Here is a 23,272-nt window from a genome sequence, read left to right on the forward strand (position 1 = left end):
GGAGACAACACGCATGGCCGCCAACGAGACCCTCCTGCGGGAAGCCATCTGCCGTTATGGCCGCTCGCTCTTCGAGCGGGGCCTGACGCCCGGCTCATCGGGCAACATCAGCTATCGCCTGGAAGATGGCGGCTGGCTCGTCACCCCCACCAATGCCTCGCTGGGTTTCCTGGACCCGGCGCGGCTGTCGCGCCTGGACGCGCAGGGGCGCCTGCTGTCGGGTGATGCGCCGACCAAGGAGATTCCGCTGCACACGGCCTTGTACGACACGCGCGATGGCGCGCGCGCCGTGGTGCACCTGCATTCCACGCATTCGGTGGCGATTTCCATGTTGCCGGGCATCGACCCGCGCGACGTGCTGCCGCCGCTCACGCCCTATTACCTGATGCGCGTGGGCCGCACGGCATTGCTGCCGTACTACCGTCCCGGCGATCCCGCCGTGGCGGAAGCCATCCGGGGTCTGGCGGGCAAGTACGCGTCGGTGCTGCTGTCCAACCATGGCCCGGTGGTGGCTGGCGCGGACCTGGAGGCGGCGGTCTTCGCCACCGAGGAGCTGGAGGAAACCGCCAAGCTCTTCCTGTTGCTGCGCGGCATGAACCCGCGTGGGCTGGATGCCGCGCAGGTGCGTGACCTGGTGTCGGTCTTCAAGCTGGATGACGCGGTAGGCCAGTTGCCTGCGCACGGCAGTTGCGAGGCAGGGCATGCGGGTTGCGCGGGGCATGGCCCAGCGGTCAAGGACTGAGGCCCATCTTGCCGAACCATGCCAGCCCCGCGTCGGTGTCGCCGCGCGGCTTGTATTCGCAGCCCACCCAGCCCGCGTAGCCCAGCGCGTCCAGCTGTTCGAAGAGGATCTCGTAGCGCAGCTCGCCTTCATCCGGCTCGGCCCGGCTGGGCACGGCGGCGATCTGCACGTGCCCGATGCGCGGCAGGTGCCGCGCCAGCCTGGTCAGCACGTCGCCCTCGGTCACGCCCACGTGATAGGCGTCGAACATCAGGCGCACGTTGTCCTTGCCGACGTAGTCGATGATCGTGTCGGCCTCGGCCACGCGGGAGTAGAAATAGCCGGGCTTGTCGCGCGGGTTGATGGGTTCCAGCAGCAGCGTCAGGCCGTGCTCGGCGGCCTTGTCGGCCGCCAGCCCCAGGTTGCGCACGAATGTGTCGGTGGCGAGCGGGCGCGAGCCCGGGGGCACGATGCCCGCCATGGCGTGGATGGACTGGCCGCCTGCTGCCACGCTCCAGGCGATGGCCTGGTCGACGGCGGCCTGGAAATCGGCTTCGCGCCCGGGCAGCGCGCCCAGCCCGAACTCGCCGCGTCCGCCGTCTCCCACCACCGTGTTCACGCCCAGCAGGGTCAGGCCAAGCTGCTCGCAGCGGGCGCGCACTTCGTCCGCCGGTGTGTCATAAGGCCAATGCAATTCGATGGCCTTGAAGCCTGCCCGGGCCGCGGCCTCGATGCGTGCCGGCAGCGGCAGGTCGGGCCAGAGGAAACCGAGGTTGGCGGAGAAGCGGGGCATGGCAGGGCTCCAGCAGAATCAGGGGTGGGGGGCGGCGTGCGACATCTGCCGCAGGGCCTTGCGATAGAAATCCGGCGTGCCGAAGTTGCCGCTTTTCAAGGCCAGCCGGATGCCTTGCGGCCCGGCCAGGGCGGGGCAGGCGGACAGCACGGGCACGCCCGGGTCGATCTCGGGGCCGATGGCGAGCTGGCGCAGCGACAGCGCGCCCACCACCGCACCCGAGGTTTCGCCGCCGCCGACGGCCAGGCGCGTGACGCCGGCCTGGATCAGCTGCGCCGCGAGTTCGCCGAAGAAGGCTTCCACGGCCTGTGCCGCGCGGTCGCGGCCATGGGCGGCCTGGGCGCGGGCGACGCTGTCGGGGTCGGCGCTGGAATAGATCAGCGGGGCGTCGGCCAGGTGCTTGCGCGCGAAGGCCAGCGCCGTTTCCACGGTCAGTGTGCCGGAAAGCAGCGCATCGGGCGAGACCGCCAGCGAGGGATGGTCCTGGCGATAGTCGTCCACCTGCCGCAGCGACATGCTCGAGCAGGAGCCGGACAGCACTGCGGCGGGCCCCAGCAATGGCTCGAAGGCGAGCCGTTCGCCGGACAGCAGGCCTTGCGCGCGGAAGTTCTCGGGCAGTCCCAGCGCAATGCCCGAGCCGCCGGTGATCAGCGCGTGGCCGCGCGCGGCATGTCCGATGGCGCGCAGGTCGTCGTCGGTGATGGCGTCGACCACCACGAGCCTGCGGCCGGCCGCCACCTCGTCGCGCCACGCCTCGCCGATCGCGGCACTGCCGCGCCGAACGGCGTCGTGGCGCACCAGGCCGGCTTCACCCTCGATCTGGCGGCCCAGCCAGCGGCGGATGTCCGGGTCGGTCATGGGCGTGAGCGGATGCCGTTGCATGCCGGATTCCGACAGCAGCCTGTCGCCCACGAACAGGTGGCCCATGTAGAGCGTGCGGCCCGTGGCGGGAAAGACCGGGCAGACGAAGGCGCCGGGCGCGTTCAGCGCGTCCAGCAGCGCCAGGGCCACCGGGCCGATGTTGCCTGCCGGGGTGGAATCGAAGGTGGAGCAATACTTGAACAGGAACTGGCGGCAGCCCTGGGCACGCAGCCAGCGCAAGGCGGCCAGCGACTGGGCCACGGCTTCGTCGGCAGGAATGGAGCGCGTCTTCAACGCGACCACGCCAGCCTCGCAGGTGTCGGGCGAGGCGTCGGGCGGCACGCCCACGAACTGCGTCGTGGCCATGCCGGCACGCGCCAGCGTGTTGGCCAGATCGCTGGCCCCGGTGAAATCATCGGCGATGCAGCCCAGCAGCATGGCGGTGTCTCCTTCGGTGTCGGGCGGGGTCAGGCCGCGGGGGCCTGCGTGCGCACATAGTCGGCCACCAGTTCGGCGCCGGTGCCGGGCGGGGCAAAGCCCAGCGCCTGGGCGCGGCTGGTGTCGATGCGCGCGGGCCAGGTGTCGACGATGGCCTTGATGCGCGTGTCGGGCTGCCAGTCGATGCGGTCGGCCACGGCATCGCCCGCCAGCTCGCGCAGCGTGTCCACCATTTCGCCCGCCGTGACCGTCAGGCCGGGCAGGTTGATGCTGCGTGCCTTGCCCAGTTTGCCGCCCGGCAGCAGGAACGCGTGCACCAGCGCTTCCACCGCGCGGTCGGTGGCCGCCAGCCACAAGGGCGTGCCGGGGTCCACGGGACAGATGGCGCGCTCGCCCGCCATGGGCTCGCGGATGATGCCGCTGGCGAAGCTGGATGCCGCGCCATTGGGCAGGCCGGGGCGCACCGACACGGTGGGAATGCGCACGCTGCGGCCGTCGATGTAGCCCTTGCGCGTGTAGTCGGCCACCAGCAGTTCGCCGATGAGTTTCTGGATGCCGTAGGAGGACTGCGGGTCGGGGCGGGTGTCGTCGTCGACCACCTCCGGCAGGTCGCCGCCGTACACGGCCAGCGAGCTGGAGAACAGGAAGGGAATGGGACGGCCCAGGCCGCGCGCCGCCTCCAGCAGCGTGCGGGTGCCGTCCAGGTTCACGCGCATGCCCAGGTCGAAGTCGGCTTCGGCCGTGCCGCTGACCACGCCGGCCAGGTGGGCGATGCCAACGAGGTCGGGCGTCATCAGGTCACGCAATTGCGCGGCATCGGCGATGTCGGCCTGGATGTCGCGCACCCGCGTGTCCTGCAGGGCGCCTGGACCCTGGTCCAGCGCCAGGATCTCGGTGACGGGCCCGGCGCCGCCACGCCCATCCGGGATGTCCCGGCGCGCCAGCAAGGCCTCGATGAAACGCTGTCCAAGAAAACCGCTGCTGCCGGTCACGAGCACTTTCATGGGTGGGTCTCCTGTTTCCTTCTGCTTGGGGTGGGGCGCGCAGGGGAACGGGGCGCGTCGCCCGCCGCTGCGCTGGCGTGTTCCTGCATGGCCGCGCGGATACGCGTGTCGGTGTTGCGCATATGGGTGCTGGCCGCGCGCCGTGCCGCGACGGCGTCGCCATCCTGGATGGACTGCGCAAGCGCGGTGTGCTCGGCGATGACCTTCTGCGCCTTGCGCGGGTATTGCGCCTCGTGGCCCCGCGTCAGGTGCATGGTGTCCGTCAGCAGGTGGCCCAGGAAGCGCAGCATGGAGGGGAAAAGCGGGTTGCCGCTGGCCTGTGCGATGGCCATGTGGAAGGCGATGTCTTCCTTCACGCCGTCGCGGCCCTGGCGGGTGGCCTGGGCGATGGCTTCCAGCGCGCGCCAGATGGCGGCGGCCTCGGCGCGGCTGCGGCGTTGCGCGGCCAGCGCGGCCATCTCGGCCTCGACGCTGCGGCGCAGCTCCAGCACATAGATGGCGTGGTCCGCCGAACCGCGCATGTCCAGGTCGATGCGGAAGGGCACGTTGGGATTGGCCCCCAGCACGACCGTGCCGCTGCCCTGGCGCGTGCCGACCAGGCCGTCGACGCGCAGCCGCGAGATGGCTTCTCGCACGACGGTGCGGCTCACTCCGTGGCGTTGCGTCAGCACGGCCTCGGTGGGCAGGTTGGAGTGCACGGGGTACTGGCCATCGTGGATGGCTTGCCGCAATGCGGCGGTGACCTGGTCGGCCAGGGTGCCTTGGTCGGACGGAGCAGGGCGCGCGGTGTCCAGGCTCATGCGTTTTCCTTGGTAGCGGTGCGGCGCGCGCCTGCCGGCACGGCGGGACCCTAGGGTTATTCCGGTTACGTGCGGCCGGGCGCGTCTGGCACCATGCGCAAATTGTATGACGAATTTGTATAACAAGTCACGGTGCACACGCCGGACGCGAGGAGACGAAGTGGGTACGAAGCACAGGATCGCCGTGATCGCCGGCGACGGCATCGGCACGGAAGTCATGCCGGAAGGACTGCGCGCGCTGGATGCCGTGGCCACGCGTTTCGGCATCGGTTTCCAGTTCGACGAATTCGACTGGAATTCGCAGCGCTACGCCCGCGAAGGCGCGATGGTGCCGCCCGACTGGGAAGACCAGATCGGCAGGCACGAGGCCATTTTCTTCGGCGCGATGGGCTGGCCCGAAATCGTGCCGGACCATATTGCGCTGTGGGGCTCGCTGCTCATGTTCCGCCGCCGCTTCGACCAGTACATCAACCTGCGTCCCGTGAAGCTGATGCCCGGCGTGCGTTCGCCGCTGGCGGACCGCAAGCCTGGCGACATCGATTTCCTGATCGTGCGCGAGAACACCGAAGGGGAGTATTCCAACAGCGGCGGCAGGCTCTTCGAAGGCACCGACCGCGAGGTGGTCATCCAGGAAAGCGTCTTCACCCGGCACGGTGCGCACCGCGTCCTGAAGTACGCCTTCGAGCTGGCGCAGAAACGCGGCAAGCACCTGACGGCGGCCACCAAGTCCAACGGCATCTCCATCTCCATGCCCTGGTGGGACGAGCGCGTGGCCGATATCGCCACGCAGTATCCGGACGTGCGCTGGGACAAGTACCACATCGACATCCTGACGGCGCACTTCGTGCAGCACCCCGACTGGTTCGACGTGGTGGTGGCGTCCAACCTGTTCGGCGACATCCTGTCGGACCTGGGGCCCGCGTGCACGGGCACCATCGGCATCGCGCCGTCGGCCAACCTGAATCCCGAGCGAGCCTTTCCGTCCCTGTTCGAGCCGGTGCACGGCTCGGCGCCGGACATCGCGGGCAAGGGCATCGCCAACCCCATCGGCCAGATCTGGAGCGCCTCGCTCATGCTGGACTTCCTGGGGCACGCCGAGGCGGCGAAGACGGTGTTGTCCGCCATCGAGACCGTGCTGGCCGACGGACCGCGCACGCGTGACCTGGGCGGCAAGGCCAGCACGGTCGAGGTCGGCCGCGCGGTGGCGGCGGTCATCGCCTCGGGCGCCTGAATCCCCCGGCGGCCACGGGCCGCCACCCACGCATCGCAACGGAGCGGACATGGAAGGCATGGTGTACATCGGCGGCAAGTGGCAGCATCCCCAGTCGGGCAAGACGATCCCGGTGATCGACCCCGGCACGGGCGAGGAGATCGGCGTGATCGCCGACGGGCAGGCGGGCGATATCGACCTGGCCGTGCAGGCCGCGCGCGCCGCGCTGGCCGGCCCCTGGGGGGCTGCGACCGCGACCGAGCGGGGCAGGATCCTGTCGCGGCTGGCCGAGCTCATCACCGACCATGCCGACGAACTGTCGGGGCTGGAGTCGCGCGACTGCGGCAAGGTCATGACGACCGCGCGCAACGACATCAAGCTGCTGGCGCGCTATTTCGAGTTCTATGGCGGCGCCGCCGACAAGATCCATGGCGACGTCATCCCCTACCAGCGCGGCTATGGCGTGAACCTGGTGCGCCAGCCCTTCGGCGTGGTCGGCCACATCATCCCGTGGAACTATCCGGCGCAAATCCTGGGCCGCTCGGTGGGCGCGGCGCTGGCCATGGGCAATGTCTCGGTCATCAAGCCGGCCGAGGACGCCAGCCTGACGATCCTGCGCGTGGCGGAACTGGCCACGCAGGCCGGCCTGCCCGATGGCGTCTTCAACGTGGTGCCGGGCTACGGCCAGACCGCCGGCGCGGCGCTCATCTCGCACCCGCGCGTGAACTTCGTGTCGTTCACGGGCTCGCCCCAGGTGGGCACGCTGGTGCAGCAGGAAACCGCGCGCAACCATGTGAAGTGCGTGCTGGAGCTGGGCGGCAAGTCGCCGCAGGTCGTGTTCGCCGACGCGGACCTGGACCGCGCGATTCCCGCCATCGTCAACGGCATCATCCAGAACGCCGGCCAGACCTGCTCGGCGGGGTCGCGGCTGCTGGTGCAGCGGGACATCTATGCCGACGTGGTGGCCCGCGTGGCCGGGCGCTTCCGCGCGCTGCGCACCGGCGTGCAGGCCGACGACCTGGATTGCGGCCCGCTCATCAATGCGTGCCAGCTGGGCCGTGTGCGCCGCTTCATCGAGAACGCGCAGGGCGCGGGCGCGCGCATCGCCGCGCAGGGCGAGCTGGACAAGGGCCTGCCCGAGGGCGGCTTCTATGTCGCGCCGACCTTCTTCGCGGACGTACCGCGGGACCACATGCTGGCCAGGGAAGAAGTGTTCGGTCCGGTGCTGGCCGCGCTGCCCTTCGAGGACGAGGCCGACGCCATCGCGCTGGCCAATGGCACCGACTATGGCCTGGTGGCAGGCGTCTGGACCGAGAACGGCGGCCGCCAGCAGCGCGTGGCGCACGGCATCGACAGCGGCCAGGTCTACATCAATTGCTATGGCGCCGGCGGCGGGGTGGAACTGCCCTTCGGTGGATTCGGCAAGAGCGGCCACGGGCGCGAGAAGGGCCTGCTGGCATTGGAAGAAATGAGCATCACCAAGACCATCGTTCACCACTACGCGTGAGCGCGCCGGGCCGCCCCAAGCGGGCACACCTGAGTGCGCAGCACGAAGATAGTCCATTGAGACATCACCAGACAGGAGAAGAGGCATGGCAGCACTGAAGGGAAAAATCGCGATCGTGACCGGCGCGGGCGGCGGTTTCGGCGAAGGCATCGCACGGGCCTATGTGCGCGAAGGCGCCAAGGTGGTGCTGGCCGACATCAAGCCCGAGACCGTGGAGAAGCTGGCGCGCGAACTGGGCGCCGACACCAACTTCGTCGGCTGCGACGTGAGCAAGGGCGCCGACGTCGAGAAAATGATCCAGCACACCCTCGATACCTTCGGCGTGCCCGACATCCTGGTGAACAACGCGGGCACCACCCACCGCAGCCAACCCATGCTGGACGTGGACGAGGCCACCTTCGACCTGGTCTATGCGGTGAACGTGAAGTCCATCTATCTGACCGCCAAGTCGCTGATCCCGCACCTGCGCAAGCGCGGCAAGGGCGGCTGCATCATCAACGTCAGCTCGACCGCGGGCGTGAAGCCGCGCCCCGGCCTCACCTGGTACAACGGCACCAAGGGCGCGGTGAACACGCTGACCCGCTCGATGGCCATCGAACTGGGACCGGAGGCCATCCGCGTCAACGCCATCCTGCCCGTCATGGGCGCCACCGGCCTCATCGAGCATTTCATGGGCATGAGCGACACGCCCGAGAACCGCGCCAAGATCACCGCCAACATCCCGCTGGGCAGGCTGTCCACGCCCGAGGACATCGCGGGCGCGGCGGTCTACCTGGCATCGGACGCTGCCAGCCTGCTCACCGGCGTGGAACTGCCGGTGGATGGAGGACGCACCGCCTAGCAACACCCCAGCAGCACCTCGCGCGCGCGGCTCAGGCGCCATGACAACAACGGAGACGAATCATGCATAAGAAACCCGCAGGACTCTGGCTGGTGGCTTTGTCGGCGCTGTTTGCCGCCCAGGTCTCGGCCCAGGACAAGCCCAAGCAGATGCGCATGAGCACCACCGTGGCGGAGAACTCCCACTACGGCGACCTGGTGCATAAATTCGCCGATGAGGTGAAGCGCCTGACCAACGGCCGCTACCAGATCCAGGGCTTCCACGCGGGCGCCCTGGGCGGCGAACGCGAGGCCATCGAGGCCGTGCAGCTGGGCACGCAGGAGCTCACGCTGTCGTCCACCGGACCGGTGCCCAACTTCGTGCCCGAGGCGCGCATCCTGGACGTGCCCTTCCTGTTCCGCGATTACGACCACGCGCGCAAGGTGCTGGACGGCCCCATCGGCCAGAAGATGCTGTCGCAGTTCGAGCCCAAGGGCATGAAGGCGCTGGGCTGGTGTGACAACGGCTTCCGTCACATGACCAACAGCCGTCGCGCGGTGAATGCGCCGGCCGACCTGAAGGGCCTGAAGATGCGCACCATGGAGAATCCGGTGCACATCCAGGCCTACAAGGCCTTCGGCATCATTCCCACGCCCATGTCCTTCACCGAGGTCTTCACGGCCTTGCAGCAGGGCACGGTGGACGGGCAGGAAAACCCGCTGTCCATCATCCAGTCCAACAAGCTCGACCAGGTGCAGAAATACATGAGCCTGACCGGCCACGTGTTTTCGCCCTGCGTGGTGCTGATGAGCATGGACGCGTGGAAGGGCCTGTCGGCGGAAGACCAGAATGCCTTCCAGGAGGCGGCCAAGGCCGGCATCGCCGCCAACCGCGCGCGCGTGGACAAGGACGAAAGGGAGGCCGTCGCCGCCTTGCAGAAGAACGGCATGCAGATCGTCACTGACGTGGACAAGACGGCCTACCAGGCTGCGCTGGCGGACGTCTACAAGCAGTTCGCCAAGCAGTTCGGCCAGGACAAGCTGGACGAGATCCGCAACGTCCAGTAAGTCCTCCGGCCGTGCCTGGACTGGGCGCGGCCGGCCTCATGCTCCGGACGGCGGGTGCCGGCCGGGGCCGCCTCCTTGCAAGGTGTCGACCATGAAACGGCAATTCCTGGCAGTGGAAAACGTCGTCACGCAGACGGCGTTGGTGCTGGCCTGCCTGATGCTGGCCCTGGCCGCGGGCCTGGGCTTCTACCAGGTGATCGCCCGCTTCGTGCTGGAGCAGACCACCGAGTGGACCGAAGTGCTCATCCGCTTCTCGCTCATCTGGATGGTCTTCCTGGGCATCCCGAAGGCCTATCGCGTGGGCGCCATGATCAGCGTGGACGTGCTGCGCCGCTGGACGCCGCGCGGGGTGGGGCGCGGCCTGGATGCCGTGGTGGCGCTGGCTGGCATCGCGCTGTCGCTGGTGTTCATCGTGGTGGGCTGGGACTACGCCCGTCGAGGCAGCGTGCAGACCATCGCCGGGCTGGAAAGCATCTCCATGTTCTGGGCCTACCTGGCCGTGCCCGTGGGCGGCGTCGTGTCGCTGTTCGGCATCGTCGGCCAGTGGCTGGACCCCATCAATCGCGAGCTCGAAAACGCGCAATAGCGCCGCGGCAAGGCCACGGCCTGGAGGAGGCAGGACATGTCTACAGCGATGCTGATCAGCATGGTGCTGTGTTTCGCGCTGACGATTCCGGTGGCGGTGTCCATCGGGCTGTCGGCGATCCTCGGCATCCACGTCGTGGACGCCAACATGCTGTTGTCCGTGAAGGAAATCTTCGGCGCGATCAACAAGTTTCCCCTGGCGGCCATTCCCTTCTTCATCCTGGCGGGCAATCTCATGGAGACGGGCGGCATCTCGCGTCGTCTCGTGGAGTTCGCCAAGTCCATCGTGGGCGGCGTGCAGGGCGGCCTGCCGATGACCTGTGTATTGACCTGCATGATCTTCGCGGCGGTGTCGGGCTCGTCGGTGGCCACCACTTTCGCGGTGGGCGCCATCCTGATTCCCGCGCTGATCAAGCATGGCTATCCCACGCCGTACGCGGCCTCGCTGCAGGCGACCAGCGCCGAGCTGGGCGTGATCATGCCGCCGTCCATTCCCATGATCCTTTACGGCGTGTCGGCGGAAGTGTCGATTGGCGAGCTGTTCATCGCAGGCATCGGCCCGGCCATCTTCGTCTGCCTGGCATTGATGGGCTTCGTGTGGGTGACCTGCAAGATCCGTGGCTGGGGCAAGAACGACGGCGAAGGCCGCCTGTCGCTCTGGCGCTCGTCACGCCTTGCGTTCTGGGCCTTGATGATGCCCGTCATCATCCTGGGCGGCATCTACGGGGGCATCTTCACGCCCACCGAGGCCTCCGCCGTGGCGGTGGTCTATGCGCTCTTCGTGGGCACCTGCGTCTACCGCGAGATCGGCCTGAAGGACCTGTTTCCCGTCCTGAAGAAGTCGGCGGTCTCGTCGGCGGTGATCATGTTCATCATTGCCAACGCCGGGCTCTTTGCCTTCCTGATCACCCGCGCGGGCGTGCCGAACGACATCGGCAACTACCTGAAGGAAACGCTGACCTCGCCGATATGGTTCCTGCTGGGCGTGAACGTGGCGTTGTTCCTGATCGGCATGTTCATCGAGACCTCGGCGGCCATCATCGTGCTGGCGCCGATCCTGGCGCCGGTGGCGATGTTCTTCGGCATCGACCCCGTGCACTTCGGGCTCATCATGGTGGTGAACCTGGCGCTGGGCATGATCACGCCGCCATTCGGGGTGAACCTGTTCGCGGCCTGCGCGGTGGCGCGAATATCGCTGGACCGGATCATCGGCAGCCTGTTGCCCTTCGTGGCGGTGATCCTGGTGTGCCTGGTCTTCATCACGACGATCCCGGCGATCAGCCTGACGTTGCGGGATTTGGTCTATCGGTAAAAAGGGCCGCCGCGCCGCGTGGGGCGGCGCGGCGATGCGATGTCAGGCGTAGCTGCGCGCGCCGAACAGCGCCGAGCCGATGCGCACCTCGGTCGAGCCTTCGGCGATGGCCAGTTCGAAGTCGCCGCTCATGCCCATGGACAGGCGGTCCAGCGTGATGCCGGCGGGGGCATCCTGCCGCAGCTGGTCGCGCAACGTGCGCAGGCTGGCAAAGCATGTGCGCACGGCAGCCTCGTCATCCGAGTTGACGGCCAACGTCATCAGCCCGCGCACGCGCAGGGTGTCCAGTCTGGCCAGTTCGCGCAGCAGCGCGGGCGCGTCGGCGGGCGCCAGGCCCGACTTGGTTTCCTCGTCGGACGTCTTCACCTGCAACAGCACATCCAGCGCGCGGCCTTCCTGCTGCAGGCGGCGGTCCAGCGCTTGCGCCAGTTCCAGCCGGTCCAGCGATTGCACCTCGGCGGCCAGGCGCGCCACGTCGCGTGCCTTGTTGGTCTGCAGGTGGCCGATCACCACCCAATCGATGCCGCAATCGGCCAGCGGTTCGGCCTTGTCGCGGATCTCCTGCACCTTGTTTTCGCCGAAGCGCTTCAGGCCCAGGCGGGTGGCTTCGCGGATGAGGTCCGGGCCGAAGGTCTTGCTGACGGGGAGCAGGGCGACGTCGGCCGGGTTGCGGCCGTGGCGCACGCAGGCGGCGTCGATGCGGGCACGCAGGGTGGCGAGGCGGGTGGCGAAGGTGTCGGGGGGGAGGGTCGGCGCGTCATCGGCCATGGAAGAAACACTCGGTTCGGCATGCGATGGGGCCGAGGATAGCGGATTCTTCGGGAAAGAAAAATTCCCGGGCACCGCAAGGGTATGCGGTACCCGGGAATGCCATGCGTTGATGTCGGGTGCGCGGCGTTGACCTGCCTCACGGATCAAAGGCGGTGGGATTGCCGCGCGATGCCTGCGCCAACCTTATTTCGGCTCCGCCAGATCCACCGAAATGCCGGTGGGGGTGAAAACCGACAGGACGTTCCAGTTGTCCACCGTCACCTTGGAGAAGTCGCCTTCCATCCTGCCCGCGCTGATGATCCTGAGCGTCGTGCCGGCGATGGGTTGATAGCCAGGGGCGAACTTCACGTGCAGGGTGCCGCCTTCGATTTTTGCGGTGTTCTTCACTTGCACGCCGACCTGGTCGTCCGCACCGATCACGACTTCAAGGTGGGCGCCGGCGCTTTGCGTGTAGTTGTTGCCGACCTCCAGCGGTGCACCGGCACTGACGATCAGGGTGCCGCCGTTCACCTGCACGCTGCCGCTGCCCAACGCGGAGGCCGAGGCGGCTTCCAGCGCACCGCCATTGATCAGCGTGCCGCCGCTGTAGGCGTTGCGCCCGCCGAGCTTCAGCGTGCCATCCCCGTTGAAGACCAGCTTGCCTTCACCGGAAATGTCGTTACGCCAGATGTCGTAGGTGGCGAAAGTGCCGAGCGACGAATCCATGTCGATGGTGACCAGGCCGTTGAACTGTCCATAGCCGTCGCCTGCGGCGAACATGTTCAGGCGGCCCCAGCCTTCCTCATCCGTCATGACGGGGTAGCCCGAGGGGAAGGCCGTCGTCTTGAGCACGACGCGGCGTTGCTCGGAAGTCAGGTAGGGGTAACGGGTTTCTATCAGGACCTCGGCGCCCTTGGGTACGACTGCGGCAAGATCCGTGGGGTGGATGATCTGGTCCGTCATGCCATAGTTCATGCCTTCCAGGAACGCAGCCTTGTTCTTGCCGTGGTCCGCGAAGCGATCGTAGTCCTGGCCAGCCGGATCCGTGTTCTGACCGGCATGCAGATAATCGTAGAACTCACGCCACGTGGTGGTGCCGGCACGGGCCTGCATGACCGTCAGGGCCTGTTCGCGTGCTTCGCGCTTGGCTTGGGCGGTGATGTCGGGGTTGCGCAGTTCCTGTTTCAGGTCGGGATTCTCCGAGCTGTAGAGGTTGGCGGCCGCGATGGCGAGTCCCGACATGCGTCCGCCGATCGAGGCCAGCGGAGAGTGCGCGCCACCCCAGACGCGGGATTGCCCATGGATCATCGCGCGGGCATAGAACTCCTGGAAGCGTTCCGGCATGGCGTAGGCCATGCTGGCCGCCCGGCGCCAGGCGCCCACGGTGTGGCCGCTGACGAAGTCGGAGGAACCGACGCTGGGACCGGTGTAGTTGACGCCCGGGGCCATCTTGACGTTGTTGTCCCAGAGGTAGGGGCGCGCATACTTGTAGAAGCGCTTTGCTTCGTCATTGTCGGGCTGGTCGAGGCCGTCATCGATCAGGACGACGACCTTGCCGAGCTGGCTGTTCACCGAGCCGCTCATCGTGCCCGTGGCCGTGACGCTTCGGTCGGGATTGAATGCGTAAGACCCTGTGATGCCGGAAGCATCCCGCCAGGCCTGGGCCATGTGCCCCATGCCTTCGGTCATCAGGTAGGCGCCGTGCACGGGTTGGTCGATCGATGCCGTTTCTTCCTGCTCCAGGCTGCGGTTGTTCGTCGCCTGCACGGAGAACCTGATGTTTGCGTCATGTACCGCTTGGTTGACGACCGTCCCGCCCGAGTTCGCATTGCCGTCCCACGTACCGGCAGGCACGGCGGGACATGCTTCGCCCGTGACCGGATCGGTTCCGGCTGCGCGGGCCCCACGGCCGGCATCGGCAAGGAGGGTGGCCGGCGTCCAGATGTCCAGGAAACCGTCAGCCAGGCGAATCCCGGCATTCGAGTCCACCGTGACATGGCAAACATTGTTCTGCGTATTGCTGTAGGAGGCATCGACATACGCCGTGACGGCGTCGTTGACAGGCGCGCTGTCGACGAAATCAGGATCAGCCGGCTCGGTCGGGGTGTCGGGATGGGTCGGGGTGACGGGCTCGTCGGGGACTGCCGGGCTGCCCGAATCGCCGCCGCCGCAACCGGCCAGACTGATCGCGCAGGCCAGGAAAACGGCGTAAGCGAGTTTATTTCTTTGGAATTCCATCTAATCCAACCTAAGTACCACGAATTGAAAGGTTGGATAATTTAGATTTTAAGTATTTCAGGGGAATGAAATAGATCGATATTTTTTGAGAAATACGCCATTTCTCCAGTCCCTTCATTCCCCATGCCTATCGATGCCGCCTTGCCAAGGCGTGCATGGGGTTCGCGGCAGGCCTGGCCGTTCTAGGCCGCCCGCAGCCGCCACAGCGACGTTACTTCCGCCGCCCGCGCCGCATGCAGCGGGTCGCTCGCGTCGGCGGCGCGCGGGTGTTCGGGCCTGGCGTCCAGCCGGCCGGCCACGGTCAGCCCTGCCGCCGCGATCCAGTCCAGCAGCGCTTCCCGGCTGCGCAGCCCCAGGTGCTCGGCCAGGTCTGACAGGATCAGCCAGCCTTCGCCGCCAGGCGCCAGATGCGCGGCCAGGCCGTCCAGGAAGCCGCGCAGCATGCGGCTGTCCTGATCGTAGACGGCCATTTCCAGTTGCGAGGACGGCCGGGCAGGCAGCCACGGCGGGTTGCACACCACGAGCGGTGCCCGCTCGGGCGGGAACAGATCCGCCTCCCGCACGGTGACGCGTTGGGCCAGCCCCAGGGCCGCCAGGTTGTCGCGTGCGCAGGCCAGCGCGCGGGGATTCAGGTCGGTGGCGATGACGCGGGCCACGCCGCGCCGGGCCAGCAGCGCGGCCAGCACGCCGGTGCCCGTGCCCACGTCGACGGCCAGTGTCTCGGCGCCAGCGGGCAGCGGCGCCTGTGCCACGAGCCGCAGGTATTCGCCGCGCACGGGCGAGAACACGCCATAGTGCGGATGGATGCGCGCGCCGCCCAGCGCGGGCAGCTCGACGCCTTTCAGGCGCCATTGCTGCGCGCCCACCAGGCCTTGCAGTTCGCGCAGCGAGGCGACGCTGGGGCCGTCCGCGGGGCCATAGGCAGCCAGACAGGCGTCGCGCAGGTCGGGCGCGCGCCGCAGCGCGCAGCCGTAGCCTGCGTCCAGCTCGATGAGCAGCATGCCCAGCGTGCGGGCGCGCTGCGCCTGCGCCTGGCGGTGCTGGTTGAAGGCCTCTCGCGGGTCGCTGGCGGGCAAGGCCTGCTTGGCGCGTCGTTTGTCGATGCGCCGCGCCAGGGCTTGCAGCAGTTGCCGCGCATTGTGGAAGTCGCCGCGCCACAGGAGACCGGTGCCTTCGCTGGCCAGCCGATAGGCGGCGTCGGCCGTCATCGTGTCGTCGGCCAGCACGACGCGGCGCGGCGGCGCGGCGCCATTCTCGGCGCGCCAGCGAGCGCTGGCCGGCAGTTGGTTCTCGGTCCAGTGCAGCAGGGGAGGGGAAGTGTCAGGCACGGTAGGCAAGGCAGGGCACGGCGCCAATGCACCGCGCGTCAGGAAACTCAGTGTTTGTGCGCGCCGTGGCCCGCATGGCCGGCATCCTTGCCGGCGTCGTTGCCAGCGGGGGTGCCAGTATAGGTGGCCGGCTTCACCTCGAAGTTCACCGGCACTTCGCCCGCGCACTCGAAGCGCAGCGTGGCGGCCACCGTCGCGCCTTGCTTGAAGGGCTCGGCCAGCTTCAGGAACATGATGTGATAGCCGCCCGGGCTCATCGTGACGGTGGCGCCGGGTGCCAGGTCCACGGCCTCGACCGGCCGCATGCTGGCCACGCCTTTCTCGTTCACGACGGTATGCAGCTCCACGCGTCCGGCGGCAGCGGAGGAAATACCCAGCAGCCGGTCGGGCGCCTGTCCGGTGTTGGTCACGGCCAGGTAGCCGGCGCCGTTCTTCTGGCCGGGCGCCGAGGCCCGCACCCAGGGGGCGTCGATGGCGATGTCGGCGGCCAGGGCGGACGTGGACAAGGCAAGGCCGAGCAGGCCGGCTGCAATGCTGCGCAAGATCATGGAGGGTCTCCTCGTCGGGCCGACGGCGGTGCCGGTCGGCGGATCGCAGCAAGTGTACCCGCCGCCCGCGGCCCGGCCTTGAACCTGGATCAAGGCCCGTAGCGCTTCAGGCCGTCCAGGTCCAGGACGCGCACCGCGCCGTATTCCACCTTCAGCAGCCCGGCCGCCTCCAGCGTGCGCAAGGCCTGGTTGGCGCGCTGGCGTGACACGCGGCCCAGGTAGCCGAGTTCTTCCTGCGTGATGGCCAGCCGCATGCCCATGCCCGGGTAGAGCAGCGGGTTGAAAAGCTCGGCCAGGCAGCGGGCCACGCGCGCATCCGGATTCAGCAGGCGGTCGTGCTCGGCCTTGCCGATGAACTGCGCGACGCGTTCATTCAACTGGTCGAGCAGGTAACGATTGAAGGCGATGCTGGAATCGAGCAGCCATTCGAAGGTGGGCGCAGGCAGGCGGGCGATGACGGAGTCGCGCAGGGCCACCACGTCATAGCGGCGGCGCTCGCGTTTCAGCAGGGAGCCTTCGCCGATCCAGCCGCCGGCGGGCACGCCGGTCAGCGAGGCCAGCTTGCCCTCGGCATTGCCCACGGAAATCTTCACCAACCCGGCGATGACGCCGATCCAGACCTGCGCCAGCTCGCCCTTGCGTTCGATGATGGCGCCGGCCGGCACCTCCTGCGTCGTGACGTCGCGCTCCACGCGCGCGAGCTGTTCCGGCGTGAGCACGCGGGTCCAGGCAGCGGCGAGTTGAAGCGAGTCGGCAATCGGCATCGGGATATACCCTGAATGCCCCGGGAATGTCGTGATTCTGACAGTTGGGGCGGCAGCTAGCTTATACCTTATGCCCAACAATCACGGATACCGGTATTTCCCGTCCAGCGCGGGGAACCAGGTGATCCGGAGGAGACGAACGTGTCGCGACCCGAATCCACCGCCGCCACGCTTGCCGACACCTTCCCGGCGCTGCTGCTCGCGCATGCCCGGGAGCGCGGCGACCGTCCGGCCTTGCGCGAGAAGGACCTGGGCATCTGGCAGACCTACACCTGGTCGCAGGTTGCCCGCGAAGTCGAACGCATGGCGCTGGGGCTGGCCACGCTGGGCGTCGAACCTGGCCAGCACGTGGCCGTGGTCGGCGAGAACCGGCCGCGTCTCTACATGGCCATGATGGCGGCCCAGGCCCTGGGCGCCATCCCCGTGCCGCTCTACCAGGACGCCGTCGCCCAGGAAATGGGTTTCGTGCTGCAGGATGCCGACGTGGGCGTCGCCGTGGTCGAGGACCAGGAGCAGGTCGACAAGCTGCTGGAGGCGCGCGCCCAATGCCCGCAACTGCGCAGCATCATCTATGACGACCCGCGCGGCCTGCGCCACTACGACGACCCGGCGCTGCTGTCCTGCGATGCGCTGGCCGAGCGCGGCGATGCGCATGGCGCGGCGCATCCGGACGCGTATGCATCGGCCATCGCGCGGGTGCAGCCGCAGGACCCCGCGGCCATGTTCTATACCTCCGGCACCACCGGCAAGCCCAAGGGCGTGGTGCTGACCCACCATGCGCTGATCGACCGGGCGCGTGCCGTGGAACGCATGGAGTCGCTGACGGACCGCGAGGACGTGCTGGCCTACCTGCCGCCAGCGTGGATCGGGCAGAACATGTTTTCGTACACGCAGTTGCTGGTGACCGGTTTCACCGTGAACCATCCCGAGTCGCCCGAGACCGTCGCCATCGACATGCGCGACATCGGTCCCACCTATTACTTCGCGCCGCCGCGCGTGCTGGAAGGCCTGCTCACGCAGGTGCTGATCCGCATGGAAGATGCCGGCTGGGTGAAGCGCCAGCTCTTCAGGCGCTGCATGGCGCTGGCGCGCCGGGTGGGCACGCGCATCCTGGACGGCGAGGACGTGGGCGCGCTGGACCGCCTGATGTACGGCTTGGGCAACGTGCTGATCTACGGTCCCTTGCGCAATGCGCTGGGCATGAGCCGCGTGCGTATCGCCTATACGGCGGGCGAGGCCATCGGGCCGGACCTCTTCGTGTTCTATCGCTCGCTGGGCATCAACCTGAAGCAGCTGTACGGCTCCACCGAGACCTCCGTGTTCGTGTGCGTGCAGGCCGACGGCCAGGTGCGCGCCGATACGGTGGGCCCGCCCGTGGCGGGCGTGGAGATCCAGGTGAGCGAGGCCGGTGAAGTGCTGGTCAAGAGCCCCGGCCTCTTCAAGGAATACCACCGCAACCCGCAGGCCACCCGGGAAACGATGACCGAGGACGGCTGGTTCCGCACCGGCGACGCGGGGTTCCTGGACGAGGACGGGCAACTGAAGATCATCGACCGCGCCAAGGACGTCGGCAAGCTGGCCGATGGCAGCCTGTTCGCGCCCAAGTACATCGAGAACAAGCTGAAGTTCTTCCCCTACATCAAGGAGGCCGTGGCCTTCGGCGCCGACCGCGAGATCGCCTGCGCCTTCGTGAACATCGACCTGGAAGCGGTGGGCAACTGGGCCGAGCGGCGTGGCCTGCCCTATGCCGGCTATGCCGACCTGGCGGGCAAGAAGGAGGTCATCGACCTGATCGCCGAGTGCGTGGACCAGGTGAACGCCGACCTGGCCGGCGATGCCAAGCTGGGCAGTTCGCAGCTGCGCCGCTTCCTGGTGCTGCACAAGGAGCTGGACCCGGACGACGACGAGCTGACCCGCACCCGCAAGGTACGGCGCGGCTTCATCGCGCAGAAGTACGCGGTGCTGATCGATGCGCTGTTCGCGGGGCAGGCGTCGCAGTACATCGAGACCGAGGTCAAGTTCGAGGATGGCCGCAGCGGCAAGATCGCCGCGACGCTGACCATCCGCGAGGCAACCGTGCATCCGGTGCGCGCGGCGGAGGCAATCGCATGATGGACAAGCAAAGCGGGCGCGCAAGCCGGGTCGGCGACGTCGTCCTGGACATGAAGAACATCTCGCTGGCTTTCGGCGGGGTCAAGGCGCTGACCGACATTTCCTTCGACGTGCGCGAGCACGAGATCCGCGCCATCATCGGCCCGAACGGCGCGGGCAAGAGCTCGATGCTGAACGTGGTCAACGGCGTCTATACGCCGCAGCAGGGCAACATCGTCTTCGACGGCAAGACCTTCTCGCGCATGAGCCCGCGCCGCGCGGCCGAGATGGGGATCGCGCGCACCTTCCAGAACCTCGCGCTCTTCAAGGGCATGAGCGTGCTGGACAACATCATGAGCGGACGCAACCTGCGCATGAAGTGCGGCCTGCTGTCGCAGGCCCTGCGGCTGGGGCCGGCCGAGCGCGAGGAAACCCGCCACCGCGAATTCGTCGAGAACATCATCGACTTCCTGGAGATCCAGGCCTGGCGCAAGACGCCCGTGGGACGGCTGCCCTACGGCCTGCAGAAGCGCGTGGACCTGGGGCGGGCGCTGGCGATGGAGCCGCGCATGCTGCTGCTGGACGAGCCCATGGCTGGCATGAACATCGAGGAGAAGCAGGACATGAGCCGCTACATCCTGGACGTCAACGACGAGTTCGGCACGACCATCGTGCTGATCGAGCACGACATGGGCGTGGTCATGGACATCTCGGATCGGGTGGTGGTGCTGGACTACGGCCGCAAGATCGGCGACGGCACGCCCGACGCGGTGCGGGCCAACCCGGACGTGATCCGCGCCTATCTCGGCGTGGATGCCCAGGCCAACGCGACCGCTGCCCAGGCCTAGGAGACGCGTCATGGGATTCTTCCTGGAAACGTTGTTCGGCGGCCTCATGAGCGGCATGCTGTACGCGCTGATCGGCCTGGGCTTCGTGCTGATCTTCAAGGCTTCCGGCGTCTTCAACTTCGCGCAGGGCGCGATGGTGCTGGTGGCCGCGCTGTCCATGGCCCGCTTCTCGGTCTGGATCCCGCAATGGCTGGGCTTCGAAAACAAGCTGCTGGCCAATGTGCTGGCCTTCGGCGTCAGCGCCGCGCTGATGTTCGTCTTCGCGTGGGCGGTCGAGCGTTTCGTGCTGCGCCACCTGGTCAACCAGGAGGCCACGACCCTGCTCATGGCGACGCTGGGCATCAGCTACTTCCTGGACGGCCTGGGCCAGATCGCCTTCGGCAGTTCGGTCTACAGCATCGACGTGGGCATGCCCAAGGATCCGCTCTTCGTGCTGGAGTCGGTATTCGAAGGGGGCTTGTTGATCAGCCTGGAAGACCTGACGGCGGCGTTGGTGGCGGCGGCCCTGGTGGCGATGCTGGCGGTCTTCTTCCAGTACACGGGCACCGGGCGCGCGCTGCGCGCGGTGGCCGACGACCACCAGGCGGCGCAGTCCGTCGGCATCGCGCTGAACCGCATCTGGGTGATCGTGTGGCTGGTGGCGGGCATCGTGGCCCTGGTGGCCGGGATCATCTGGGGCTCGAAGTTCGGCGTGCAGTTCACCCTGGCCACGGCCACGTTGCGGGCCTTGCCGGTGGTGATCCTGGGCGGGCTCACCTCGGTGCCGGGCGCCATCATCGGCGGCCTCATCATCGGCGTCGGCGAGAAGCTGTCGGAGGTCTACCTGGGCCCGATGGTGGGCGGCGGCATCGAGATCTGGTTCGCCTACGTGCTGGCCCTGGTGTTCCTGCTGTTCCGCCCGCAAGGCCTCTTCGGTGAAAAGATCATCGACCGGGTCTAAGGCCTGCTGAAAAAAAGGACCAGACATGTTCTATCGCGAGAACGGCCAGTTCAAGACCAGCTACCGGGCCGACCAGCAGATCCTGCCCATCCGGCAGGACCGCATTTTCATGGCGCTGCTGCTGGCGGTGGCCTTCGTGGCGGTGCCGATGCTGGCGTCGGATTACCTGCTGCGCGCCGTGCTGATTCCCTTCCTGATCCTGGCGCTGGCGGCCGTGGGGCTGAACATCCTGGTGGGGTATTGCGGGCAGATCTCGCTGGGCACCGGCGCCTTCATGGCCGTGGGCGCGTATGCGGCCTGGAACCTGGGCGTGCGCGTGCCCGAGGTGCCGCTGCTGCTGCAGTTCCTGTTCGGCGGCTTGTGCGCGACGGCGGTGGGCGTGCTGTTCGGCATTCCCAGCCTGCGCATCCGGGGGCTCTACCTGGCCGTGGCGACGCTGGCGGCGCAGTTCTTCGTCGACTGGGCCTTCCTGCGCATTCCCTATTTCACCAATTACTCGCCCTCGGGCAACGTGTCGGTGCCGCGCCTGGAGATGTTCGGCATGCCCATCGCCTCGTCGCTGGACCGGTACTACCTCGTGCTGGGCATGGTGGTGGTGTTCACGCTGCTGGCCAAGAACCTGGTGCGCGGCGCCATCGGCCGCGAGTGGATGGCCATCCGCGACATGGACGTGGCCGCCGCCGTCATCGGCATCCGGCCGGTCTACGCCAAGCTCACGGCCTTCGCGGTCAGCTCCTTCATCGTCGGCGTGGCGGGCGCCCTGTGGGGCTTCCTGCACCTGGGTTCGTGGGAACCGCTGGCCTTCGACCTGAACCGCTCGTTCCAGTTGCTGTTCATGGTGATCATCGGTGGGCTGGGGTCGCTGCTGGGCAGCTTCTTCGGCGCGGCCTTCATCGTGCTGGTGCCGATCTTCCTGGCCAATGTGCCGGGCTGGTTCGGCCTGCCCTTGTCGGTGGATACCGCCGCGCACATCGAGCACATGGTGTTCGGCGCGCTGATCGTGTTCTTCCTGATTGCCGAGCCGCATGGGCTGGCCAGGCTGTGGAGCATCGGAAAAGAGAAGCTCCGCATCTGGCCGTTCCCGCATTGATGGGGCCCACCCCCGAGGCGCTTTGCGCCTCCCCCTCAAGGGGGCGGCGCCAGCGGACTGGCAAAGCCAGCTCCGCGACGCCCTGGATGCATTGTGCATTGCGACGCGAGTCGCTGTTTTGAAGCAACCCGGCCATGAGACCGGGCCCGCTAATAGCGGTGCGAAGGCACCCCCGAGGAGGAGTTGGAGATGAAGCAGAAACTGGTACGTGTCGCGGCCACGCTCGCCGCAACCGGCGCGCTGGGCGCCGTGTCGCTGCCGGCCTTCTCGGCCGAGCAGTTCATCCCGCTGCTGGCGTATCGCACGGGGTCCTTCGCGCCGCTGGGCATTCCCTGGGCCGACGGCAAGATGGATTACCTGAAGCTGGTGAACGCCCGCGATGGCGGCGTCAACGGCGTGAAGATCGTCTATGAGGAGTGCGAGACGGCCTATGCCACCGACCGCGGCGTGGAGTGCTATGAGCGCCTGAAGGGCCGCTCGGGCGGCGCCTCGGGTTTCGACACGCAGTCCACCGGCATCACCTTCGCCGTGACCGACAAGGCGCCGGGCGACAAGGTGCCGGTGGTCACGCCGGGCTACGGCCTGTCGCAGTCGGCCGACGGCAGCGTCTTCGAATGGAACTTCCCGCTGGGTGGCACCTACTGGACCGCCGCCGACGTGATGCTGCAGGACATCGCCAAGAAGGAAGGCGGCATGGACAAGCTCAAGGGCAAGAAGATCGCCCTGGTCTACCACGATTCGCCCTACGGCAAGGAGCCCATTCCGCTGCTGCAGGCGCGCGCCAGGAAGCACGGCTTCGAGGTCCTGCTCTATCCGGTCACCGCGCCCGGCGTCGAGCAGAAGTCCACGTGGCTGCAGATCCGCCAGTCGCGTCCGGCCTACGTGCTGCTCTGGAGCGCCGGCATCATGACGCCCACGGCCATCCGCGAGGCGCAGGCCAGCGGCTATCCGCGTGAAAAGATGTACGCCATCTGGTGGGCGGGCTCGGAAGGCGACGTGAAGGACCTGGGCGCCGTGGCCAAGGGCTACAACGCCATCACGCTGCAGAACAGCGCCGAGCGGGGCAAGGTCCACGACGACCTGAAGACGCATGTGTACGACAAGGGCCAGGGCACCGACCGCGGCGGCAACACGGTCGGCACCATCGCCCACACCCGCGGCATGATCATCTCGATGCTGCAGGTCGAGGCCATCCGCGCCGCGCAGGAAAAGTACGGCAAGGGCAAGCACATGACACCCGAGCAGGTGCGTTGGGGCTACGAGAACCTGAACCTGACCCAGGAACGCCTGGACCAGCTGGGCTTCGGCGGCATCATGCGGCCCATCCAGACCTCGTGCGCCAACCACGTGGGCGGCGACTGGGCCCGCATCGTGCAGTGGGACGGCGCCAAGTTCACCATCGCGTCGGACTGGTACGAGGGCGACAAGAGCATCATCGATCCGATGGTGAAGGAACTGGCCGCCCGCTATGCCAAGGAGAAGGGCGTCACGCCGCGCACGTGCTGATCCCGTGCGCGTCCGGCCGCGAGGCCGGGCGCGCCGGCAGCGCCGCCGGCC

Annotated in this window: 21 protein-coding genes; 12 read left to right on the top strand and 9 right to left on the bottom strand. The window is 67.8% G+C overall.

All coding sequences use genetic code 11. The annotated features are described in order from the left end of the window. The first annotated feature begins 13 nt into the window (after positions 1-13). Positions 14-742 carry a 3-oxo-tetronate 4-phosphate decarboxylase gene (gene otnC / locus ODI_RS01990; protein WP_067756155.1) on the top strand — a complete coding sequence of 243 codons (729 nt, stop codon included), beginning with the start codon at positions 14-16 and terminating at the stop codon, positions 740-742. Here otnC and ODI_RS01995 read toward each other — a convergent pair. From ODI_RS01995 to ODI_RS02010, 4 genes are read right to left on the bottom strand one after another with little or no spacing between them, the layout of a single operon-like run. After that, a complete protein-coding gene (locus tag ODI_RS01995) occupies positions 732-1,514 on the bottom strand; it encodes a hydroxypyruvate isomerase family protein (RefSeq protein WP_067756157.1) in 783 nt (260 codons plus the stop codon). The two genes, otnC and ODI_RS01995, sit on opposite strands and share 11 nt — an antisense overlap. Positions 1,515-1,532: 18 nt before the next feature. After that, complete coding sequence (otnK, locus tag ODI_RS02000) at positions 1,533-2,813, bottom strand: 3-oxo-tetronate kinase (protein ID WP_067756161.1); 1,281 nt, start codon at positions 2,811-2,813, stop codon at positions 1,533-1,535. Between the two features lie 29 nt (positions 2,814-2,842). Next, positions 2,843-3,817, bottom strand: coding sequence for a D-erythronate dehydrogenase (gene denD, locus ODI_RS02005; RefSeq protein WP_067756163.1), 975 nt, complete (start codon positions 3,815-3,817; stop codon positions 2,843-2,845). Then, positions 3,814-4,617, bottom strand: a complete 804-nt coding sequence (locus ODI_RS02010) for a FadR/GntR family transcriptional regulator (RefSeq protein WP_067756165.1) — start codon at positions 4,615-4,617, stop codon at positions 3,814-3,816. Before ODI_RS02010 ends, denD begins: the two co-directional genes overlap by 4 nt. Before the next feature lie 160 nt (positions 4,618-4,777). Here ODI_RS02010 and ODI_RS02015 point away from each other — a divergent pair, with 160 nt between their 5' ends. From ODI_RS02015 to ODI_RS02040, 6 genes are all read left to right on the top strand, one after another. Next, positions 4,778-5,848 carry a tartrate dehydrogenase gene (locus ODI_RS02015; RefSeq protein WP_074046823.1) on the top strand — a complete coding sequence of 357 codons (1,071 nt, stop codon included), beginning with the start codon at positions 4,778-4,780 and terminating at the stop codon, positions 5,846-5,848. Positions 5,849-5,897: 49 nt separating this feature from the next. Next, positions 5,898-7,334, top strand: a complete 1,437-nt coding sequence (locus ODI_RS02020; RefSeq protein WP_067756168.1) for an aldehyde dehydrogenase family protein — start codon at positions 5,898-5,900, stop codon at positions 7,332-7,334. Positions 7,335-7,419: 85 nt separating this feature from the next. After that, positions 7,420-8,175 (top strand): SDR family oxidoreductase, encoded by a 756-nt coding sequence (locus ODI_RS02025; RefSeq protein ID WP_067756170.1) that lies wholly within the window; start codon positions 7,420-7,422, stop codon positions 8,173-8,175. Positions 8,176-8,237: 62 nt separating this feature from the next. Beyond that, positions 8,238-9,221 carry a TRAP transporter substrate-binding protein gene (locus ODI_RS02030; RefSeq protein ID WP_067756174.1) on the top strand — a complete coding sequence of 328 codons (984 nt, stop codon included), beginning with the start codon at positions 8,238-8,240 and terminating at the stop codon, positions 9,219-9,221. 91 nt (positions 9,222-9,312) lie between these two features. Next, the gene (locus ODI_RS02035) at positions 9,313-9,807 is read left to right on the top strand and encodes a TRAP transporter small permease (protein ID WP_067756177.1); all 495 of its coding nucleotides are present in this window, start codon (positions 9,313-9,315) and stop codon (positions 9,805-9,807) included. 36 nt (positions 9,808-9,843) lie between these two features. Then, positions 9,844-11,118 (top strand): TRAP transporter large permease, encoded by a 1,275-nt coding sequence (locus ODI_RS02040; protein ID WP_067756183.1) that lies wholly within the window; start codon positions 9,844-9,846, stop codon positions 11,116-11,118. Between the two features lie 42 nt (positions 11,119-11,160). Here ODI_RS02040 and ODI_RS02045 read toward each other — a convergent pair whose 3' ends face one another. The 5 genes from ODI_RS02045 to ODI_RS02065 all read right to left on the bottom strand — a co-directional run bounded on the left by ODI_RS02045 (position 11,161) and on the right by ODI_RS02065 (position 16,746). Then, entirely contained in the window at positions 11,161-11,886 is a 726-nt protein-coding gene (locus ODI_RS02045; protein ID WP_067756186.1) for a YggS family pyridoxal phosphate-dependent enzyme, read from the bottom strand. 186 nt (positions 11,887-12,072) lie between these two features. Further along, positions 12,073-14,106 (bottom strand): phosphatase PAP2 family protein, encoded by a 2,034-nt coding sequence (locus ODI_RS02050; RefSeq protein WP_067756189.1) that lies wholly within the window; start codon positions 14,104-14,106, stop codon positions 12,073-12,075. Positions 14,107-14,288: 182 nt separating this feature from the next. Beyond that, complete coding sequence (locus ODI_RS02055) at positions 14,289-15,434, bottom strand: methyltransferase (protein ID WP_231968172.1); 1,146 nt, start codon at positions 15,432-15,434, stop codon at positions 14,289-14,291. A 47-nt stretch (positions 15,435-15,481) separates the two neighbouring features. Next, a complete protein-coding gene (locus ODI_RS02060) occupies positions 15,482-15,982 on the bottom strand; it encodes a copper chaperone PCu(A)C (protein WP_067756190.1) in 501 nt (166 codons plus the stop codon). 89 nt (positions 15,983-16,071) lie between these two features. Further along, positions 16,072-16,746: a Crp/Fnr family transcriptional regulator gene (locus ODI_RS02065; RefSeq protein ID WP_067756192.1), complete on the bottom strand. Its 675-nt coding sequence runs from the start codon at positions 16,744-16,746 to the stop codon at positions 16,072-16,074. Between the two features lie 141 nt (positions 16,747-16,887). On the opposite strand from ODI_RS02065, the gene ODI_RS02070 reads away from it, so the two are divergent. From ODI_RS02070 to ODI_RS02090, 5 genes are all read left to right on the top strand, one after another. Further along, positions 16,888-18,858 carry an AMP-dependent synthetase/ligase gene (locus tag ODI_RS02070; RefSeq protein ID WP_067756196.1) on the top strand — a complete coding sequence of 657 codons (1,971 nt, stop codon included), beginning with the start codon at positions 16,888-16,890 and terminating at the stop codon, positions 18,856-18,858. Continuing rightward, positions 18,858-19,685 (top strand): ABC transporter ATP-binding protein, encoded by an 828-nt coding sequence (locus ODI_RS02075; protein ID WP_067756198.1) that lies wholly within the window; start codon positions 18,858-18,860, stop codon positions 19,683-19,685. Before ODI_RS02070 ends, ODI_RS02075 begins: the two co-directional genes overlap by 1 nt. Before the next feature lie 10 nt (positions 19,686-19,695). Beyond that, positions 19,696-20,625: a branched-chain amino acid ABC transporter permease gene (locus ODI_RS02080; RefSeq protein WP_067756201.1), complete on the top strand. Its 930-nt coding sequence runs from the start codon at positions 19,696-19,698 to the stop codon at positions 20,623-20,625. Positions 20,626-20,650: 25 nt separating this feature from the next. Then, entirely contained in the window at positions 20,651-21,715 is a 1,065-nt protein-coding gene (locus ODI_RS02085) for a branched-chain amino acid ABC transporter permease (protein ID WP_067756203.1), read from the top strand. A gap of 189 nt (positions 21,716-21,904) precedes the next feature. Then, entirely contained in the window at positions 21,905-23,221 is a 1,317-nt protein-coding gene (locus ODI_RS02090; RefSeq protein ID WP_067756206.1) for an ABC transporter substrate-binding protein, read from the top strand. The last annotated feature ends 51 nt before the right edge of the window (positions 23,222-23,272 follow it).

This window comes from Orrella dioscoreae, from assembly GCF_900089455.2.
GTDB classification, from domain to species: Bacteria; Pseudomonadota; Gammaproteobacteria; order Burkholderiales; family Burkholderiaceae_B; genus Orrella; species Orrella dioscoreae.

What these genes read in the sequence shown, in the direction of transcription:
- ODI_RS01995 (WP_067756157.1), bottom strand. Translation starts at nt 1,514, where the DNA reads ATGCCCCGCTTCTCCGCCAACCTCGGTTTCCTCTGGCCCGACCTGCCG.
- ODI_RS02035 (WP_067756177.1), top strand. Translation starts at nt 9,313, where the DNA reads ATGAAACGGCAATTCCTGGCAGTGGAAAACGTCGTCACGCAGACGGCG.
- ODI_RS02065 (WP_067756192.1), bottom strand. Translation starts at nt 16,746, where the DNA reads ATGCCGATTGCCGACTCGCTTCAACTCGCCGCTGCCTGGACCCGCGTG.
- ODI_RS02045 (WP_067756186.1), bottom strand. Translation starts at nt 11,886, where the DNA reads ATGGCCGATGACGCGCCGACCCTCCCCCCCGACACCTTCGCCACCCGC.
- otnK (WP_067756161.1), bottom strand. Translation starts at nt 2,813, where the DNA reads ATGCTGCTGGGCTGCATCGCCGATGATTTCACCGGGGCCAGCGATCTG.
- ODI_RS02010 (WP_067756165.1), bottom strand. Translation starts at nt 4,617, where the DNA reads ATGAGCCTGGACACCGCGCGCCCTGCTCCGTCCGACCAAGGCACCCTG.
- ODI_RS02075 (WP_067756198.1), top strand. Translation starts at nt 18,858, where the DNA reads ATGGACAAGCAAAGCGGGCGCGCAAGCCGGGTCGGCGACGTCGTCCTG.
- ODI_RS02090 (WP_067756206.1), top strand. Translation starts at nt 21,905, where the DNA reads ATGAAGCAGAAACTGGTACGTGTCGCGGCCACGCTCGCCGCAACCGGC.
- ODI_RS02025 (WP_067756170.1), top strand. Translation starts at nt 7,420, where the DNA reads ATGGCAGCACTGAAGGGAAAAATCGCGATCGTGACCGGCGCGGGCGGC.
- ODI_RS02060 (WP_067756190.1), bottom strand. Translation starts at nt 15,982, where the DNA reads ATGATCTTGCGCAGCATTGCAGCCGGCCTGCTCGGCCTTGCCTTGTCC.
- ODI_RS02085 (WP_067756203.1), top strand. Translation starts at nt 20,651, where the DNA reads ATGTTCTATCGCGAGAACGGCCAGTTCAAGACCAGCTACCGGGCCGAC.
- denD (WP_067756163.1), bottom strand. Translation starts at nt 3,817, where the DNA reads ATGAAAGTGCTCGTGACCGGCAGCAGCGGTTTTCTTGGACAGCGTTTC.
- otnC (WP_067756155.1), top strand. Translation starts at nt 14, where the DNA reads ATGGCCGCCAACGAGACCCTCCTGCGGGAAGCCATCTGCCGTTATGGC.
- ODI_RS02020 (WP_067756168.1), top strand. Translation starts at nt 5,898, where the DNA reads ATGGAAGGCATGGTGTACATCGGCGGCAAGTGGCAGCATCCCCAGTCG.
- ODI_RS02050 (WP_067756189.1), bottom strand. Translation starts at nt 14,106, where the DNA reads ATGGAATTCCAAAGAAATAAACTCGCTTACGCCGTTTTCCTGGCCTGC.
- ODI_RS02040 (WP_067756183.1), top strand. Translation starts at nt 9,844, where the DNA reads ATGTCTACAGCGATGCTGATCAGCATGGTGCTGTGTTTCGCGCTGACG.
- ODI_RS02030 (WP_067756174.1), top strand. Translation starts at nt 8,238, where the DNA reads ATGCATAAGAAACCCGCAGGACTCTGGCTGGTGGCTTTGTCGGCGCTG.
- ODI_RS02080 (WP_067756201.1), top strand. Translation starts at nt 19,696, where the DNA reads ATGGGATTCTTCCTGGAAACGTTGTTCGGCGGCCTCATGAGCGGCATG.